The sequence below is a fragment of the Maribacter sp. HS genome, from assembly GCF_048059195.1.
Taxonomy (GTDB): Bacteria; Bacteroidota; Bacteroidia; order Flavobacteriales; family Flavobacteriaceae; genus Maribacter; species Maribacter dokdonensis.
Map to the genome: position 1 here is coordinate 340,329 of NZ_JAYLVV010000002.1, position 19,165 is coordinate 359,493.

The 19,165-nt window shown below is 38.6% G+C and carries 13 protein-coding genes; 5 read left to right on the plus strand and 8 right to left on the minus strand.

All coding sequences use genetic code 11. The features are described from left to right. Window positions 1–17: 17 nt before the first annotated feature. Window positions 18–1,352, minus strand: a complete 1,335-nt coding sequence (locus VBZ51_RS01615; RefSeq protein ID WP_244745003.1) for an MFS transporter — start codon at window positions 1,350–1,352, stop codon at window positions 18–20. Window positions 1,353–1,405: 53 nt separating this feature from the next. On the opposite strand from VBZ51_RS01615, the gene VBZ51_RS01620 reads away from it, so the two are divergent. Further along, entirely contained in the window at window positions 1,406–2,188 is a 783-nt protein-coding gene (locus VBZ51_RS01620) for an NIPSNAP family protein (RefSeq protein WP_416575846.1), read from the plus strand. Here the strand turns inward: VBZ51_RS01620 and VBZ51_RS01625 are convergent. From VBZ51_RS01625 to VBZ51_RS01640, 4 genes are all read right to left on the minus strand, one after another. After that, window positions 2,185–3,288 carry an OmpA family protein gene (locus VBZ51_RS01625; protein WP_416575847.1) on the minus strand — a complete coding sequence of 368 codons (1,104 nt, stop codon included), beginning with the start codon at window positions 3,286–3,288 and terminating at the stop codon, window positions 2,185–2,187. The genes VBZ51_RS01620 and VBZ51_RS01625 overlap by 4 nt on opposite strands. Before the next feature lie 135 nt (window positions 3,289–3,423). Then, the gene (locus tag VBZ51_RS01630; protein ID WP_416575848.1) at window positions 3,424–5,436 is read right to left on the minus strand and encodes a hypothetical protein; all 2,013 of its coding nucleotides are present in this window, start codon (window positions 5,434–5,436) and stop codon (window positions 3,424–3,426) included. Window positions 5,437–5,590: 154 nt separating this feature from the next. Beyond that, the gene (locus VBZ51_RS01635; protein WP_416575849.1) at window positions 5,591–7,345 is read right to left on the minus strand and encodes a TonB-dependent receptor; all 1,755 of its coding nucleotides are present in this window, start codon (window positions 7,343–7,345) and stop codon (window positions 5,591–5,593) included. A gap of 31 nt (window positions 7,346–7,376) precedes the next feature. Further along, on the minus strand, window positions 7,377–10,394 hold the full coding sequence (locus tag VBZ51_RS01640; protein WP_416575850.1) for a tetratricopeptide repeat protein: 3,018 nt from the start codon (window positions 10,392–10,394) through the stop codon (window positions 7,377–7,379). Window positions 10,395–10,549: 155 nt separating this feature from the next. Here VBZ51_RS01640 and VBZ51_RS01645 point away from each other — a divergent pair, with 155 nt between their 5' ends. The 3 genes from VBZ51_RS01645 (at window position 10,550) to VBZ51_RS01655 (ending at window position 14,763) form a co-directional block, all read left to right on the plus strand. Further along, window positions 10,550–11,233: a cell division ATP-binding protein FtsE gene (locus VBZ51_RS01645; protein WP_058103679.1), complete on the plus strand. Its 684-nt coding sequence runs from the start codon at window positions 10,550–10,552 to the stop codon at window positions 11,231–11,233. A gap of 31 nt (window positions 11,234–11,264) precedes the next feature. Then, on the plus strand, window positions 11,265–12,050 hold the full coding sequence (locus tag VBZ51_RS01650; RefSeq protein WP_416575851.1) for a hypothetical protein: 786 nt from the start codon (window positions 11,265–11,267) through the stop codon (window positions 12,048–12,050). 85 nt (window positions 12,051–12,135) lie between these two features. Further along, the gene (locus tag VBZ51_RS01655) at window positions 12,136–14,763 is read left to right on the plus strand and encodes an MGH1-like glycoside hydrolase domain-containing protein (protein WP_416575852.1); all 2,628 of its coding nucleotides are present in this window, start codon (window positions 12,136–12,138) and stop codon (window positions 14,761–14,763) included. Between the two features lie 10 nt (window positions 14,764–14,773). Here the strand turns inward: VBZ51_RS01655 and VBZ51_RS01660 are convergent, their stop codons facing one another. From VBZ51_RS01660 to VBZ51_RS01670, 3 genes are read right to left on the minus strand one after another with little or no spacing between them, the layout of a single operon-like run. Continuing rightward, window positions 14,774–15,841: a mandelate racemase/muconate lactonizing enzyme family protein gene (locus VBZ51_RS01660; protein WP_416575853.1), complete on the minus strand. Its 1,068-nt coding sequence runs from the start codon at window positions 15,839–15,841 to the stop codon at window positions 14,774–14,776. After that, the gene (locus tag VBZ51_RS01665) at window positions 15,838–16,911 is read right to left on the minus strand and encodes a DUF1611 domain-containing protein (RefSeq protein ID WP_416575854.1); all 1,074 of its coding nucleotides are present in this window, start codon (window positions 16,909–16,911) and stop codon (window positions 15,838–15,840) included. Before VBZ51_RS01665 ends, VBZ51_RS01660 begins: the two co-directional genes overlap by 4 nt. 8 nt (window positions 16,912–16,919) lie before the next feature. After that, window positions 16,920–17,981, minus strand: coding sequence for a pyridoxal-phosphate dependent enzyme (locus tag VBZ51_RS01670; protein WP_416575855.1), 1,062 nt, complete (start codon window positions 17,979–17,981; stop codon window positions 16,920–16,922). 267 nt (window positions 17,982–18,248) lie between these two features. Between VBZ51_RS01670 and VBZ51_RS01675 the strand changes: the two genes are divergently transcribed. After that, window positions 18,249–19,154 (plus strand): serine hydrolase, encoded by a 906-nt coding sequence (locus tag VBZ51_RS01675; protein ID WP_416575856.1) that lies wholly within the window; start codon window positions 18,249–18,251, stop codon window positions 19,152–19,154. Window positions 19,155–19,165 lie beyond the last annotated feature (11 nt).

A 19,165-nucleotide genomic window follows, 5' to 3' on the forward strand; every position in this document is an offset into this window, starting at 1 on the left:
AGTTAAAAATGATTTTTTTACTGCGGATTATTGGCTTTCAAAGATCCGATAACCAGAAAAAGCAAGAATGCCAAACCCAAATAACCAACCATTTCATAAGACCCAAAGGTTGATAGACAAAGGCTAAATATACTAGGCGCCAAAGCACTTGCCAATATTAAAAAACTCATTATTTTACCGGTTATGCTTCCCAAATGTGCCCTCCCAAAAAACCTTGGCCAAGCTACGGCATTCAAAACGGCAAAGAATCCGCCCAGGATACCAAAACCGGCAATTAACATAGGTACGCCAGCAGCTGTAGACAACAATAAAAACCCTAAAGAAGCCAGAAAACCACCCAATAACATTAGATACAAATACAATTTCAATGGTAGATAATCACTTAAAAAATTGAATATAGTAGAAACGGTAACCGCTACTACAGATCCTGGCAAGAAAATAGAAATGGCATCTTCCTTGGCAAAACCTTCATGTGTAAAAATAGACACCACATGAAAGGTAAGTCCCGTAATAAAAAAGCTGTTAAAGGCAAGTGTAAGTCCGTACATCCAAAAAGCCCTTTCCTTTTTAGCTTCGGTAAGGGTAAACTGCTTTGTAACTACTTTTTGTTTTTCGTCTTCAGTTGAAAGCGACTTTGCACCATCTGGCAATAGACCATGCTTCTCTGGAGAAATTTTATAGAAAGTGTAAATAAATATGCTGAACAGTAAAAGCCCAATGGCTAAAAATTGCCAAGTACTTTCCCATCCATAACCTTCAATAAGCGAATTTACCCACAAGGGCGAAGAAGAAAACCCAAAGGAAAGTGCCACACTACTAAATGAGTTGACTTTACCCCTATTTTTATCGAACCATATCATAATTACATTTCTAGATGCCATGGTCAAAACCCCTTGACCCGCAAAACGAAGCATAAAGAACAATACGGTCATTAATACAAAGGGCACCATCCAAGTATCTACCGATAATAAATCTTTTATATAAGAACTCATTATTGCAGACCAAGAGCACAAGAATAAAGTAACACCCAAAGTTATGGCAGCAAAGAAAGCTACATAACGCGCCCCATAGGTGTCAAACCAAACACCTGCCCTACCAATGACCAAGGAACTGACAATGGTACCTATCATATAGGCATTACTAAATTGATTACGGCTAAGCCCCAAGGCATCTTTCACGGGATCGGTAAAGACAGAGACACCAATAGTTTGCCCGGGTATACTACAATAAATCCCAATAGTACCTATAAAAAGAATAACGTAGCCATAAAACACAGGGCTCTTGGCTGGATCAATAAGCGGTTTTTGAAAAATATTGGCCATAGAAACTATACTGGTACAAAAGTACAGCATCGTAATCGTTCATTTTATCATTAACTTGTTGTTTTAATCCAAATTCAAATTTCATGAAGTATAGGTTTACGCTATCAATCGTTTTATTGTTTTTTATTACTTGCGGCTCATTTACAAGTTTTGCACAAGAACAGGAATATTACCAACTAAAAACATATACCATAAAGAACGATACTCAAGAAAATATGGTAGACCATTACCTAAAAAATGCCTACCTACCAGCGTTAAAAAGAATGGGAATCAACAATATTGGTGTCTTTAAGGTAATACCCGGCAAGTTTACAATAAGCAATAAAATCTACGTATTAATTCCGTTTCAATCCTTGGCGGAGTTCAATAAATTAGAAGCTATGCTTGCGGTAGATAAAACCCATTTATCCGCGGGTGATGAATACATTAATGCCGCGCACGACAACAAACCTTATGAACGCATCAGCTCAGTGTTGTTACGTGCATTTTCCGATATGCCAAAAATGAAACCCAGCACGGTAGATGGTCCACGAGCAAACCGAGTATATGAACTTAGAAGTTACGAAGGACCAACAGAAGCCATGTACCGTAGAAAAGTAGATATGTTCAACGAGGGCGGCGAAGTGAAACTTTTTGAAAGTTTAGGTTTTAATGCGGTTTTTTATGCCTATGTCATTTCTGGAGATAAGATGCCCAATCTCATGTATATGACAACATTTAGTAACATGAAAAAAAGAGATGCTCTTTGGAAAAATTTTGGATCGTCCGATAAATGGAAGGAAATTTCTGTGTTAGACAAATACCAAAACACTGTTAGTCACGCAGATATTCACCTATTGTACCCAACAGAATATTCAGATTATTAATTAGGATTACGAAGTACAAATTCTACACGCCGGTTGAGAAATCTACCGGCTTCCGTTTTATTGGTGGCTATTGGTAATGAACTACCCAAACCTATGGAGGATATCCTATTTATGCCTATTCCGTTTTCAGTCAAATAGCCAACGATTTCGCTTGCACGTCTTACTGACAATTTTTGATTAAAACTATCAGAGCCAATATCATCGGTATGTCCACGTATTTCAATATGAACAGTAGAATTTTTCTTCAAGTAAGAAAGCAATAGTTCCATTTCCAGTTGATGGTTTCCTCTTATCTTAGCTTTGTTAGAATTGAAATACACATCTTTAAAAACATGAATACTGTCTAACTTGTATTCTCTTAATTGAACATGATCACTTAACGGTTCTGAGTTCACATTGTGCACAGAGACCATATCTAAATAATAGTAAGAACCTTTTGTTATTTCCCTTTTGGTCTGATATTTCTGTGTGCGCCTATTGTTTTTAAAATTACCGATGACCATAAAGTTTTCGGTTCCGTTGGCTTCATAGGTGGTGGTCAATTTCACCCACTTAATTTCATCGGAATAGTATTTGGAATAGGATATTACTAGCTCTTTGGATTTTTCTCCTTTTAGTTGGGCATAATGTAAGCCAGACAAAACCTTGCTCGTAGCAACTTCAACAGGAAGCTCGGTAAAACGGATACCAAATTCCTTGACCGCAAAGTCTGATCGTTCCGCCAGGCTTACATAAAAAGAAATTGTGTAGTGTTCGCCCTTTACCAACGTAGTGCTTAATTGTGCTTCAATATATTCACGATAGTCATTGGGGGCGTACATATAAAATCCGACATAGCCTTCACCGAAATCTGCAGGTTGTTTACCATTAAAATTCTCTGGAGTACCCATGTCTATACTACAACCATTGAAATAATCCGTAGTCCCTTTAGTGGGCATTTTCCAATGTATCACATCTTTTTCCAAATTGCCCAATGCAACGGGACATTGCTTATAGTTTTCAAAACTAGGGTTCAATACCAAATTCTGACTCGCTAAAAAAAATGGTATGCACAGCGCAAGCAAAAGCAGAAGATTTAGATATGGTCTTATAGTTAACATGCGCATTAAATAGTTTCCCTAAAATACAGAAAAGATAAAATATGGCCGTTTTGCCAAATTTTACACATAAAAAAAGCCCTTCTCATCTCAAAGAAGGGCCTTACTAACAATAAAAACCAAACCTTACTTTAACCTTTAATTGTTGTATAAGTAAATTGATGCAGCAGAAGCAAGATCATTACTAACCGCTGGTGCCACATTACCACTAGCATTTAAAGCATCTGAGAAGGAAAGTACCTTACCGTTACCTATCTCTGCAATGAACACTGTTTTTGTTTTGTGGTCGTAAGCTACATCTATTGGGTTACCCATTTCGGTTAAAGAACCGGCAACTCTTGTTTGCTCGGACAAGGCCAATGAACCGCCGTCATTTATTGCTGCCAATTTAGCCGCAAAATCTTGGGTTACTTGAAAACCACCATCTGTATTGGCATCTGCAGCATCTCCTATATCCGTCATCACCAACACATCATCAGCTTCGCTATAATCTATACCGTGTGTTCTTACAATACCGTCTACCCTAATTCTTTTTGTTGGTGTAATAGCACCATCAGCGGAAAAAGCGGTCAAGAAATTGTCATACACAGCTAAATCACTTGTGTTATCTACTACAGCCAATAAGCTATTGCCCATAAAAGTAATTCCCCAAGTGTTAAAACCGGCATCAAAAGTATTCAACAAACTAAAACTAGAACCGTTATATTCATATACGTAGAATTTATTTTCCGAATTACTTGACACTACCACCTTATTACCAAAGACAGCAATTTCCCTAGGGCTGGCCAACTCCGCACTACCTGAAAAATCTGCAGCAATATTTGCAAGATCGGTTACAGCAGAAAAACTACCATAAAACTCCAACGCCAAGCCAGATCTTGAAGCCTGTATTATAGCATCATTAAAAGCATCATAATAAATACCTTCTGTAGCATCAGAACCTGTAGCAACAGTTTTAGTTAGCATACCAGAACCGTCATAAATACTTACATCACCATTGGCAGTACTCGTAGCATATAATCTTGTTGCCCTAGCGTCACTAGAATCTCCTGTGTTACCATCTGTTTCATCACTACTGAAATAAATAGATGAAGCCATTGCCAAATCTTTGTTGAAAGACGGAGACACATCGCCACCAGAACCTATAGAGGTAAATCCTAATACTTTTCCATTTCCTATTTCAGAAACATATACCGCATCGGTTTCAGAGTCGTAGGCAACATCAATAGGGTTACCCATTAAAGTTGATGAACCCGCTACTCTTACCTGCATTCCTATGGGTAATAATTCACCATCTGATAATGCATCGAATTTTGATGAGAATTCTGAAATTACATGAAAACCACCATCTGTGTTTGCATCTGTAGCATCACCAATATCGGTCAATACCATAACATCGTCCGTACCATCATAAGTAATACCGTGTGTTCTTACAATACCTTCAATAGTAACTCTTTTAGAAGGTCTTAAAATAGCCGAGTTGGCGTTAGAAAGAAAATCGTAATAAACTGCCAAGTCGCCCGTAGTATCAACAACAGCGTATAAATCATCACCTTTAAAAGTAATACCCCAAACCGGGAACGGCACTTCAACGGTATTCATCAGTGTAAATCCGCTGCCTGTATTTTCATATACAAAGAATTTGTTAGACCCATTATCGGCCACTACAAAAGAACTTCCGTTTACCGCTAATTCTCTTGGGCTTTCTAAATCTGCCGCTCCTGTAAAGGAAGAAGTAATGGCATCACCATCAATTAATGTATTAATGTCCGCAAATGCTTCTAATTGTAAGTCGCTTCTAGATGCCTGAAAGACCATATCGGCCGTAGCATCATAATAAATACCCTCTGCAGCCGTAGTTGTGGTCATATATGTAACCAAAGAATCTCCGGTAACGCTATATCTTGATATGTTTCCGTTTTCGTTATTGGTAACAAAAAGATCAGTTCTACGTCCTAAAACGGTCATTCCGTCTCCGCAAGGTTCGCACATAGAACCACCACAATCAATACCGGTTTCATCACCGTTCATTACACCATCATCACAGGTGGCATCTGGATTCATATCTACGATGGCGTCATCATCATCACTGCAAGAAGCAATGAAAAGGGCACCTATAAGTATTGCTAAATAAAAAATAGATTTCTTCATAATTTATATTGGGTTTAATAGTTGAATTGCCCATACTTACGAAGTGAACTATTTGAGGTTTGTTTTAATGTGTTAAAAATATTCTAAAACCAAAAACGCCTAAGTATCAGAAGCATCCGACACTTAGGCGTTCTCATTTATAAATGAATTGTTGTTAAAAATCGAACTTATAGGTTGCGCCTCCTAAAATTTGAATTCCTTGTACCTGAAAGTTAGACCAACGTTGATAATCGTTATTTGAAAGGTTGGCTCCCTTTATAAAGAACGACCATTGATCTGTATAACGATATCCAACATGGGCGTTGGCATCAAAATACCCATCTAAAGTAATAAGGGTTGCAGGAAATTCACTTGGTTGTGCATTTTGTACTACCGTGGATGAAAAATCTTCACGCTCACCAACATAGAACAAGTTAACACCAGCATACCATTTTTCACCTATTTGATAATCCATAAACAAAGAAGCCTGTAAATTTGGAAGGTTCCATGCCGGGTTGCCCGTTTCTGTATTATAATCATAGATCTCAACATTTGCACCTGCGGTAAAATTACGGTTAACATCTACATTCAACTCCCCAAAAATACCCAAGGTCTTTATATCATCATAAAACAAACCAAATGAATTACCATAGTAATATCCTTTATCATCTGACCTAAAATCGTTTCTCGGATTTAAAGTATACAAAGGTGTATTGTTCTCGGCGGTATATGACCCTTTAACATTATAGCTTAAATTAGGTAACAATTGCCCTTTAAAACCTACATAAGCATTGTACTGGCTATCTGTTGGCGCAATGGTCAACGTTGGCGAAACAAAAGGGTTACCTTCTACAAAATCATAGTACGAGTTTTGTTTTAACTCCCCTGTTACCCCACCATAAGCAATTACGGTTTCATCTAACAGCCTATATGAAGCCGTTACTGCCGGATAGATATAGAAATTACTTTCACTGTTCTCCAAGTCCATTCCGTAGACCAAATTTACTCCCAAATTCAAGGAAAGATCATCACGCAACATGGTCAAAGACGGATTTACACCTACCTGCAAATTGCCATAAGAAATACCATTATCATTGTCAACACTACTAACACTGGCATTTTCAAATGTACCACCAACATAATCCAACTTTACTTTAGCATTAAAGGTTTCTTCGTTCATTGGAAACTCAAATCCGGTATTGAAAATTGCCCTGTTTTCACCGGAACTTACGGCATCAAAAAATCTTCTATACTTTAAATCGGCCCTTTTAAAATAAGCATCTTCCACGTTTATGTGACCACTTACTTCACCCATGTAATAATTTTGACGTTCATCAATACTATTAATAACCGTTTCACTGAACACACCGGGTTCAATACCGTACCAATTATACAGTTGATGTTGCAACCCAATGGCCGCACCCCAATCTAAATCCCTATCTCTTTTTGCATACGATGCATCTAACCTGGTATCATAAAAGGTATCGTTAAGCTCTACACCGTTGATTCCACCACGAGAAGACAAATGGTTGAAACCAATATCAAAATTCTCATCTCTATTTATAGTTCTACTCGTATAAAACTCGCCCAGAACATTACCATACAATCCGGCGCCCAATGAAGCATATGAATTATATAAAACCGGAGGAGGTAATTTTTCTACTTTAGATGCCGTTCCTTTAGAAGGCGTAAACGTAGATGCTACCGGAACAGAAAATATGCTGTAATTGATCGGTTTTTTCTGAAGAACGATAGAATCGTTCATGTTTGGTACCGATTTAATTTTAAAAGCATCTGAAACGGTTGGCGTGTAGGCTTTGGTCACCGTTACGGTTTCCGTACCCAAATCTTTCTCTTCCTCTTCTTGAGCAAAGGTAACTTGAAAGCCAAGCGTTAAAAATATAAGCGTAAATATATGTTTGTTGTACATAGGTGTTCTTTTACTGGTGTACGTGAATCTTTTAATTAGGATCTACAGATGAATTGCTCTTGGCCTCTTTTGACTTTATAATGGTCAATTCCGCTCTAGCCTCGGCAACAATTTCCGGGTATTGCGTAAAGTTGGTTATTACGCTTTCTAAGATATAGGTTGCTTGGTAGGCATCGTTTAAGGCATAATAGTTTTTAGCCATTAACACCAAACCTTTACCGCCCCATTCTTTGTACGCCGCATAATCTTTAGCCAATTTTTGAACCGCTACGTTTGAATTTTCATAAGCACCGTCTTTATGCTCAAAATAAGCATCATAATACAATGCTTCTGCAGCAGTGGCACCAGAAGCTATTTTTAAAACTTCTGCATAGGCCGCTTTAGCCTTTGCCTCATCATTTGTAGCAATGGCTGATCTGGCGATCATAATATGCGCATCGCTCTTTATTCTGTCGTCAATACTTGGGGTAGACAATACCTTATCCGCGTATTCCAATGTCTTTGGATAGTTCTTTTGCTTGTAATACCCTTTCATTAAATTGGAACGCGCAAAAGTTCTGTTCTGCTGAATATTGGCCTGACTCTCCAATTTTAACAAATATGGCAATGCAATCTGGTAATCGTCTTTAGAGATATAGACCTCGCATACACGTGTTAATGCCTGTTCTGCATACTCGCTCGTGCTTCTATCCGCCACGTATTTGTAATACTGTAAAGCAGCTTCCTTATCTCCTTTTCCAAAATATAATTGAGCTAAACTGAAGTTGGCATCTACGGCATGTAAACCTGTTGGGAACTGTTGAATGTAATTCTTATACCCTTTAATAGCGGCATCAACATTACCCTCCAAGTTCTGTTTTTGGGCAGCGTCAAAAGTAGCATTATCCAATTCGGCATCGGTTACCTCTACAAAATCCAATCCGCGTACCCACTCGGCATACTCGTTTACCTGCCCCATATCCACATAGACCAATTTTGCCGTAGCAACCGCCTGTATAGCCTCTTGCGTTTTTGGGAAATCTCTAACCACGGTTTTAAATTTAGCCAATGCAGCCTCATTTCTGCTAGCGTTATAATTGACCAAACCTTGTCTCATTAATGCCTGTGGCACCAATGAACTGGCCCTATATTCACTGATTAAACGATCATAAGCCTCTAGACCTTTGCTCTCTTGGCCTTGGGCTACATACGTATTACCCAGTTCAAACAAAGCATCGTCCCTAAAGCTTGATCTAGGAAATTTGCTTACAAATTCCTCAAGGTTTTCAATTTTGCTAGCACCTCTGTCCACGTAACCATAGCTCATTGCTTTTTGGTAGAAGGCATAATCTTTTTCAGGTCCTGTTAAAGCCAAAGCTTTATTGTATGTTTCTATGGCAGGCCAGTATTTACTGGTCGCATAATAACTATCGCCCAAACGTAGGTAACCATCATTTAATTTTTCTACATCGGCATTACCATTAGACGTAAATGCGTTGAAATAGGTAATGGCCTCATTATAATTTTTCTGCTTAAAATATCCGTATGCCAAATTATAATCAACATCGGTATACATTTCCGTACTTTGTGCAGACGGGTTGTTCTTAAATGCCGTATACCCTTTTACCGCATCATCAAAACGGTTGGACAAATAATCGGACTCCGCTTTCCAATAATCGGCACGGGCCTTGAACAACATGTCTTCCGCACTGCCCAATGATTTGGAAAAATTCTCTGAAGCCGCATTATAATCGCCTTCCATAAAAAGCTCAATACCTCTATAATAAGCTACTTTTTGGTATACCGATTTACTGGCGTAGTTTTTATTCTCCTCCAACAATTGCATGGCACCTTCAAAGTTCTTTGAGGTAATGTATGAATCCACCAATAAGGTCTGCATCTCTTCTTGATGCTCATCTTTAGGATAGGTTTTCAAATAATTGGTAATTACTTGCGGTACCGGCTCATAGGCATTACCCACTTCATAACTTAAACGTGCATAATTTAAGAATGCATCTTTTTGAATTTCCGCACTGTAATCCATTTGAGATGCATTACGGAAAGCGTTCAGAGCTTCCTGCTTTTTATCCAACTTTAAATAACATTCTGCCAAATGGTAGTATGCATTTTGTGCAACACTATTGGTACCTCCAATAATTTTGTTGAATTGGGCAATGGCATTCGCATAATCACCACCTTTATAATAGGCATAGCCCAAATAGTAATAATCGGTATTGCTCCATTTACCGCCTTTACCATTATACTCCGTAAGGTAAGGTATGGCGTTTTCATACTGCTTTAGGTTAAAGTAACTTTCCCCAATAATCTTGTTCAATTCAGATACTTCACGTCGGTCAGATTTTGGCAATTGCTTTTTTGCCAATGCAATAGCCTCTTCAAACTTACCCAGCTTAAAGTTCATATCAGCCTGGTAATAACTCAACTTTTCCTCTAACACATCTTGATCCGTAATTTGATCAAAACGCTGGTTTGCAGTTTCATAGTCATCTTGCTGATAAGAAATATAACCTAAGTAATATTTTGCCTGTGAACCGTAAACCTGAGAGGTCGTTACTTTCTCCAAATATTTTTCAGCCTCTTTTGTTTTGCGAGACGAAAATAAAGAATACCCATAATTGAAGTTGAACTTATCCATCTCTCCACGAGAAAGAGAACTTTGATCTACTTTGTTGTACCATTTTAAGGCGTATGGATATTTTCCTGTTTGAAAATAATACTCCGCCACATCGGCATAAGCAGAGTTACGTTTAGTGGACGTAGGATATTTTTCAACGAAATCTTCCATCAACCTATCGGCACCCATCTGGTTTAAGCGCACTGCCGCGTTGGCAGAATAATAGGCGCTATTGGCAGCGGTTTCCTCATCTTTTGTTGACACCTTGACCTTGTCAAAAATAGTCTGTGCGGCTTGATATTGTTCGTTGTTGTATAGCGCTAGCGCGTCTTGAAATGCTTTCTGTTCATGGGTATAGATCTTTGTCTCTTGGGCTGCGCCCAAAGCTACCAAACCCAATACCATTGGAATAAAAGCGGTGAATTGTTTAAGCATAGTGTTCTGTTACTATTTAGAATTACCGTTATCACATGTGATAACGGCAAAAATTGTACCTAAGTATGTGCAATACCCATACAAAAGAAAAGAATTTGAACATGGGGACTCTAATATCTAATGGAACTTATTACTTTTATATCAACATTTGCGTTATGGAAGAGATTGTTTTAGAACTTAAAGATGCGGCTATCTTTCAAAAGGAGAGCTTGGTACTTAGTGAAGTTAGTTTAAAAATCGCTAAAGGTGAATTTGTTTACCTCATTGGTAAGACCGGTAGCGGTAAAAGTAGCTTTATGAAGACCCTGTACGGCGATTTGCCTTTGCAAAAAGGCGAAGGGCATGTGGTGGAGTTCGATCTTAAGACGCTAAAGGAAAAGGACATTCCATTTTTACGTAGAAAACTGGGTATTGTCTTTCAGGATTTTAAATTATTGCCAGACCGCAATATTAACCAGAACATGTTCTTTGTTCTGAAAGCGACCGGATGGACGGATAAAGCCGAGATGGATGCAAGGGTAGCAAACGTACTTGAAAAAGTAGGTATGAAAACCAAGGGCTTTAAATTTCCGCACGAGCTTTCTGGTGGAGAACAACAACGTATTGCCATTGCCCGTGCCTTATTGAACGACCCCGAGCTGATCATTGCCGATGAGCCAACCGGAAACCTTGACCCACAAACCAGTGTAGAGGTGATGAAGGTTTTACAGGAAATCAATAAATCCGGGAGAACCATTTTAATGGCAACCCATGATTATGCCTTAATATTAAAATTTCCTTCTAAAACCATTAAGTGCGATGCCAATAAGGTTTTTGAGGTAGTACAGAGAGCTGTGTAAAAGACTCCTCCAACAAAAAATATAATCAAGTATGATAAAAGATTTTTTGATTTCATTCAAAGATAATTTTAAAGAGAAAACTCGAAATCCATTTTTAGGAACATACTTAGTTGTTTGGATAATTAGAAACTGGTTATTAGTATATACTTTATTTAACTTCGACCCTAACCACAACTTAAAATTTAAATTAAATTTTATAGAAGAATATTACATAAAAAACGACTTTTTATTAAATCTTGCTACAAATATTCTTTGGGCTTTCGCCATTTTAATTATCACATATCTTGTTCTTAATATATCTCGTTTTATCATTAATATTTCCGAAAAACAAATTACTCCGCTAGTCTATAAAATTTCAGATAGTAAATCAATTGTTTTAAAAGAAACTTTTGACAATTTAAACAGTGAAAAAATTAATCTAGAAATTAAATTAGAGAAAGAAAGAGAAAATAAATCAAGACTACAAGCAGAGATTCTTAGACTCGAAACCAAACTTGAAGAAAACTATTTAAATAAATCCAATAAGGGATTAAATATTGAATCAAATAAAGAAAACCTAATAGAATCAAATTCTCCTATTGATTTACTATTTAATAAGGTTAATAATCATAATTTTTCAAGTGACTTTCTTGACACTGAATTATTCCTGAGTAGAAATGAAGGTTGGATTGAAGACTCAGAAAGAGGTAATCATATTGATTATTTAACAAAATTAGGTCTTTTACGGATTATTGAAGCAAGAAATGGACTTTCAAGATATACTTTGACGGAAAATGGAAAAAAGGTGTTGGACAAAATCAGACTCATACTTGATTAAGTAAAAAGTTATATTCGTAATTACACCTTTTTTTTAATAAGAATACTTCTGTTTAAATACTCATTCCGCAGCCAAAAAACATTAAATGACAAACCCTGAAAAAATCCGCTTAACACAACAACAAAAAGAAGAAAAAGACTGGTTAAAATGGGGACCGTATTTAAGTGAACGCCAATGGGGAACGGTACGTGAAGATTATAGTGCCGGTGGCGATGCCTGGAACTATTTTCCGCATGACCATGCCAGAAGTCGCGCTTTTCGTTGGGGAGAAGATGGTATTGCAGGTATTAGTGACCGCTATTGCAACATGTGTTTTAGCATAGGATTATGGAACGGAAAAGATCCCATTATAAAAGAACGCCTATTTGGGTTAACGGGTCCGCAAGGTAATCATGGCGAAGACGTAAAAGAACTGTACTATTATTTAGAGAATACACCGTCTCACTCGTACATGAAGTACTTGTACAAGTATTCGCAGAAAGCGTATCCATACAACCAACTCATAACCGAGAACCAAAAACGAAATCGTAAAGAGCTGGAATTTGAGCTTTTGGATACCGGTATTTTTGACGACAACACCTATTTTGATGTCAGTACCGAATATGCAAAGGGAGACGAAACCGATATTCTTATCAAAATCACCATTACCAACAGAAGCAACCAAGCAGCGCCCCTAACACTATTACCACAAATGGTAATGCGTAATCATTGGACATTTAAAGAAATGTCCAGAAAGCCTGTTATCACTAAAAAAGGGACCAAAACAAATCCTTTCGTACACATAGACCATCCTTATGTGGGCAGCTACAATCTGTATTTTCAAAAAGCGGCACAGTTGTTCTTTACCGAAAATGAAACGAACAGAAAAAAAGTATATAGCGATACAAACGACCATCCATTTAAAAAGGATTTATTTAATGATGCCGTTGTTAATAATGATTTTGAATTAGCCACCAAAAATAACTCCGGGACCAAATTTGCACCGCTATACCAAGAAATTATAGGTGGTGGGGAATCTAAAACCTTTCAACTACGTTTGACCGAAGAAACTCTGGAATCACCATTTTCAGATTTTGATGCCATTTTTAAAGCACGACAAGAAGAATGCGAACAATTTTATGAAGAAATTGCTCCTAAAGCAACTAATGATCGAAAGGCGATTTTAAAACAAGCCTTTGCCGGTTTACTATGGACAAAGCAATACTACAATTACGAGGTTGAAAAATGGCTGGAAGGCGATTACAAGACCACCCCACCACCAGAGCAGCGTAAAAACGGAAGAAACAGCAATTGGAAAACATTGAGAAACCACGATGTACTTTCTATGCCCGATGCTTGGGAATATCCGTGGTACGCGGCGTGGGACTCTGCCTTTCACTGCGCCTCTTTTGCGTCTATAGATCCTGAATTTGCCAAGGATCAATTATTGCTGTTCACCAAAGAATGGTATATGGCTCCCAATGGTCAAATTCCCGCATACGAATGGAATTTCAGTGATGTAAATCCGCCAGTACAGGCATGGGCAACATTACAGATTTACGGTACCGATAAGTCCATTACAGGTGTACCCGATATCAAGTTCCTAAAACGCATGTTCAACAAACTTTCGTTGAACTTCAACTGGTGGGTTAATCGTCAAGACAGAAATGACAATAATGTCTTTCAAGGCGGATTTTTGGGCTTGGATAATATTGGGGTCTTTGATCGTAGCCATGGTGTGCCCGGCGGTGGATTCTTGGACCAAGTTGACGGTACCGCTTGGATGGCCCTATATAGTTTAAACATGCTAGAAATAAGTCTTCGTATTGCAGAACATGACGATACCTATGAAGACATGGCGACAAAATATTTTGGGCATTTTGTATTCATAGCAGAAGCCCTGAACAAAATGGATACCGATAAGGCTAATGTTTGGGATGATGTAGAAGGTTTCTTCTATGATAGGTTGACCTTGCCCAATGGGCAATCTACCACCATTAAAGTACGCTCTATTGCAGGTATGTTGTCCCTAGCGGCAGTACTTACCATTAAAAAAAGTGTGTTGGATAAATTCCCAAAGTTTAAGGCCAGTGTTCTTTGGTTTAAAAAATACCGTGCAGAAAACTTAAAATATGAGGTAATACAGCAATACGAAGCAGATGGTGACCTACTGCTTTCATTGGTACCTAAGGATAGAATGCAAAAACTGGTCACCGCACTTTTAGATGAGAAAGAATTTTTAAGTGAATATGGTATACGATCATTGTCTAAAGTACATGAGAAAGCCTATCAAATTCATATTGACGGCATAGAATATTCCATTGATTATGAGCCGGCGGAATCTACCGTGCCCTTGTTCGGTGGAAATTCTAACTGGCGCGGACCTATTTGGATGCCCATGAACTATCTGTTCATTCAAGCACTACGAGAATACCAGTGGTATGACGGTAACGACTTCCTTTTTGAATACCCAACCGGAAGCAACAAACTCCTGAACCTTAAACAAGTGAGCGATGAGTTGAGCAAACGCCTGATCCACATGTTCGAGAAAGATGAAAAAGGCAATAGGGCGATTAACAAGAACTACGAAAAATACTACCAAGACCCTCATTTTAAGGACTTGATATTATTCTATGAATATTTTCACGGAGAAAACGGTCGTGGTCTGGGAGCATCGCATCAAACAGGTTGGACAGCCTTAATTGCCAACCTTATTGAGCAATTGGAAGAGTAACAAGATCCTTTTACATATCCGACTCAGAGAAACCCAACCCGTGTTTTTCGGTCGGATATAAAATTCCCTTTTCCAATTTAAAAATGGAATGATAGGGATCATCAATTATATCTAAATGACCATCTAAATCGGCATACTTAATATTAGGTCTAGATAGGGCAAAGTGCAAACCTGCGGCAATACCCAGTCCGCACTCATCTATACAACCCACCATAGCATCCAATTTAGCTGCCTTGGCTACGGAATTGATATGCATACCCACCCAAATACCACCTACTTTCTGTAGCTTGATATTCACCATATCTACCCGTTCATTTTGTGCCAAACGAAATGCATCGGTCAGTGTTTTTAGACTTTCATCTGCCATAATAGGCACATTTACCTGATCCATTACTTCGCCCAAACGTTCTTCAGCCTCCACTTTTGTAGGTTGTTCAAAAATTTCTACCCCAATTGCGGCAGTAGCCTTCACAAATGCAACCGATTCTTTTACAGAATAGCCTTGGTTACCATCAAACCGTAATTCAACATTCGGGTACTTTTCGTGAATCATTCGCATTTTAGCAATATCTTCTTCAAGGTTAGAACCTCCTTTAACCTTTAAAATGCCAAATCCTTGCTTTACAAATTCACTAGCTTGAGCCAAGGTCTCGTCTACACCCATAATACCAATGGTAATACTGGTAGCAATTTGATTGCGATAGCCCCCTAAAAACTTGAATAAAGGCACCTCGGCTTTTTTAGACATGATATCAAATAATGCCAAATCTACCATAGCCAATGCAGAAGACCGTTTGCCCAATACTTGTTTAAGTTCTAAAAGCAATAGCGCGTAGGTAAATGGATCCTTGCCCTTTAAATACGGTATAATAATGCTATCTATGGCATGTGCAACATCATCAGGAGTTTCATTGGTAACTACAGGATCTGGCGCGGCGCAACCATAACCTATAATTTTACCATCGGTTTCAACTTTTAGAATAAAATTACTGGTGCGATCTATAGTCTCATAAGCGATCGTGTAAGGATCGGAGAGTTTTAAATCTAAGCGCTCAAAAGAAATATTCGATATTCTCATTTCAATTTTGACATCAAAATGGCTATTAAATCATCTGCGCCGTACTCCAATACATCAAAAGCCGGTAATTTAGTTTCAAGGGTAATTGCCTTGCAAACCTCTAGAATTTCGCTTTTCTCCATGCCTTCATGATTTACGGTAATGGCAATTACCTCTTTACCCGAAATCACTTGTATGGCATTGATCTGCTCTTCTAACGAATGCAATTTATATCCTGGGAACCCATCATATTCCAAACGTTTTGGTGCATGCTGCAGAATAACATAGTCCGGTCTACCTGCAGCAAGAATTTCAAATCCGCCCGGGTAAGCAGGATTCATTAAACTCCCCTGCCCTTCTATGACAATAACATCTGGATCTTCATTCTTGTAGGCACTGACCACGGCATGTTCAATTTCACCCGATACAAAATCATTGATACAACTATCCATCACCATACTATATTTAGCGCCTTGCATCCATCCGGTTTGTCCGGTACCTATCATTTCCGCCTTTTTACCGGCATTCCTAAATGCATGTACCAAAATCCAGGCAGTTGTACGTTTACCTAGGGCAGAATCCGTTCCTAAAACCGCTAATTTTAAACAGTCTACTTTTTCGATATCTCCCGTAAAAAAGTGCAATTGATCGCGATCCGGTGTTTTTCTGATATCCCTGATATTCACATTCTTTTCTTTGGCCAATGCAACCAATGCTGCATCGTTCGTTAAAAAATCATGCAAACCACTGTCAACGTTCCAGCCTTGTTGCAGCGCAGCTTTTATAGTGGCTTTTGCAACTTGTGGCAACCTACCACCATCTGGTGCAAGCCCTATTACCAAATAACTTGGCAAGTTGTCGCTGGCCGTTAATGCTATAATAGCAGCTTCCAGATCTTTAAAAACCGGAATTCCGTTTGGTCTGCCATCTAAAACATCACCGGCATCTCTACCGGCATATTTAGCATCTAGCACACCAACCACCTCATAACGTTCGGTAAAGCGAACCAGCCCATGTGCCGTTTTACCGTTAGGCGTATTAAATGCCCCCTCACAATATACCAGTGCCTTACCGTCAATAACTTTTTTCATTTTTATATTTAATTTTTTGCAGTGAGCACCGCCACAAATCGGTCAGGCTCAAAATTCATTTTTTCGTCTAATTCTAAGAGTCCAATCAAACCCGCTGTGGATGCAGGTAAAATTCGGAACCCTTCCTTTTTATGTAAAAGAGAGGTCATCTCCTTTAGCTTTTTGTCGCTTATGTTAAAGGCATGCCCTTCAGATTCCTTAAGTGCATACAACGCCTCTTCACCATCAAAACTATGCCAGTTGATCAATGGCTCATTATATTTGGTTTCTTTAATTGCGGCAGGATTAAGATCCTTACAATGATCTAAACCTTGCAAATAGGATTCTACAATTGGGTTCTTATGCGAAGAGGATGCCGCGATCATTTTAGGAATACGCGAGGTCTTCCCTCTTTTGTAAAGATTTACAAATCCCCTATAAATACCTGCAAACAAGGTTCCGTTAGAAACGGGTACCGCACAGTATTTTGGGGCGTCGCCCAAATCTTCAAAAATCTCTTGTGCGATCTGCGCATAGGCAGAAATCTGTAGCGGCGTATTGGCACCGCCCGGGTTTGCGTCATACCAGCCATGTTCTGCCGCCAACCTTGAACTTTCCGTAACCACATCTTCATAACTACCGGGTATACGAATAATCTCTGCGCCTAGGCTTTCCATTTCTATCACTCGATCGGTATGGTAACTTTCCGGTATATAAATCTTACAAGCTACACCCGCCAAATCTGATGCCAACGCCATTGCCACACCATAGTTACCGCAGGTAGCCAAGCTTACCACGCTAAACTCGCGACGTAGCGCATCATACAATTGTGCAAAAGCAATACGGTCTTTTTGGGTTCCGGTAGGGTTATCACCTTCGTATTTTAAATAAAGCTGACGAACATCGAACTCACGTTCTAAAGTCTTGGCACGGTGCAGACCGGTATCGCCTACTTCCAAACTTATAATATCTTCAAAGCACTCTAAGCGATCCACCAAAGATTTACCCTTATCCTTGACCATATCACTAAGTCTACGTGCCTCTGTAGACACCTTGTTCTCAGCCGTTTTTACGCCATCTTTAAGATTCATAAGTCTGTATATATTCCATTTTTTAAGATACAGTTATTTTATTGAAATTAGATATAAATTTTTAACCCATTTGCCCTCCAAAAAAAGGGACGCATAGGTACTATTTAATCCGAAATTATTTTAAAAATTAACACCCTATTTTATGCGATATATGTCTTTATATTGATTTTACGGTGATTTTAAAAAATGCACTAACCAAAAAAATTAACATATGGCCAATGAGTGCTTTACCTAATTTTGACTACATTTTTAAAAAAGCGAACGTCAATGAGATCAACCCCTGTTATTTTTCTTTTTTTCCTTCTATGCTGTACCGCAGTACAAGCACAAAATGAGCTACCACTTCGTATGGACAATTCGAAGATCAAACCCCTGCAAAAATTGTTAGACAGTTCTCTGCAAACCAATTTAAGGGATGAACTGGCTTCTCACCAAGAATGGAACGATCTAATCGTGCAAAAGAAAATGGCAGTTGGACTAGTTGATCTGAGCAATCCGGAAAAGGTGAGATTTGCAAGGGTCAACGGCAACCATATGATGTATGCTGCCAGCCTGCCTAAAATTGCCATTCTATTGGCGGCCATGGATGCTATTGAAAAAGGCGAACTAAAGGAAACTGCAGAAGTAAAGAAAGACATGCGTTTAATGATCAGTAAATCTGACAATGCCGCATCTACCAGAATGATCGATCGCGTGGGGTATGAAAAATTAGAATCGGTGATGTGCGATCCCAATTATGCCTTTTATGATGAACAAAAAGGAGGCGGTCTTTGGGTAGGCAAACGTTACGGCAGTGGTGGTGAAACCAACAGAGAGCCCTTAAAAAATCTGAGTCACGCCGCATCTGTTACCCAAGTATGTAGATATTACTATCTGTTGGCGAACGGTAAGTTGGTCAATGAAAAACGATCCAAACAAATGCTAGATATTATGGAAGATCCAGAACTGCACCATAAGTTTGTAAATACACTGGATAAGATCGCTCCCAATGCCAGGTTGTTCAGAAAATCGGGCTCTTGGCGTACCTATCATTCCGATTCCATATTGGTTTGGGGCGAAGACAGCAATAGAAGATACATTCTGGTTGCGTTGATAGATGATGCCAATGGAGAACAAATAATCAGAGATTTAGTAAAACCAATTGAAAAGGTGTTAAAAAAGCCAGTACTTTAGGTCTTGGAATA